1 pseudogene is annotated in these 719 nt (G+C 60.4%); it reads left to right on the top strand.

The annotated features are described in order from the left end of the window. Nucleotides 1-285: 285 nt before the first annotated feature. Nucleotides 286-630 (top strand): annotated as a pseudogene (locus ACFFNA_RS39415) (IS5 family transposase); the annotation flags it as partial. Nucleotides 631-719 lie beyond the last annotated feature (89 nt).

The raw sequence follows: 719 nt of genomic DNA, 5'->3' as shown, positions 1-719 counted from the left end.
TGCGCATCGTCCTCAGCCGCATCCCGCAACTCGCGACATAAACGATGGGGCGCAGACGTCCCGAAACAAACCCGCCGACCTCAACCCGCAAACCCCCGCCTTCCGTCACGACGGATCATCGCCGGCGCCCGACGAGGCTTGTCAAAATGCACCCCAAGGGCGGCCAGATCGCCATGCAGGCCGCCGAAAGCCGATCGCCGTGCATCAAGCGGGCTAGGAGGTGTGGACTCTTGGGATTCCCAAGGGCTTGCAAATCAGATTCAAGACTGTCTTTTGGAGGCAGTCATGGGAGTGCTGGACCGTCTGATCCTTCGGGATGATCAGTGGGAGCGGATGTCGCAACACATTATTGGCGACGAGCGTACACGCGGCTCGTCAGGTCGCGACAACCGCATGTTCGTTGAAGCGGTTCTGTGGATCGTGCGAACGGGCTCGCCCTGGCGTGATCTGCCCGAGGTGTTCGGCGATTGGAACAGTGTCTTTCGCCGTTTCAGCCGCTGGAGCCACAAAGGCATCTGGTGGCGCATCTTCGCCGCGATTGCGGACGATCCGGACTTTGAATACCTGATCGTCGATTCCACCATCATCCGCGCCCACCAGCACGCCTCGGGCGCAAAAAGATCCCATGAGGCGACGGGCGGCGGAACTCAGGTAAGGTTTCGGGGTCCGACATCCTAACCCTGGAGACGTCTCATGAATCTCTCATCCATTGCTCTGCC

The organism is Mesorhizobium kowhaii, assembly GCF_042431665.1.
Classification (GTDB): Bacteria; Pseudomonadota; Alphaproteobacteria; order Rhizobiales; family Rhizobiaceae; genus Mesorhizobium; species Mesorhizobium kowhaii.
This window is presented reverse-complemented; position numbering and strand designations above follow the sequence as displayed.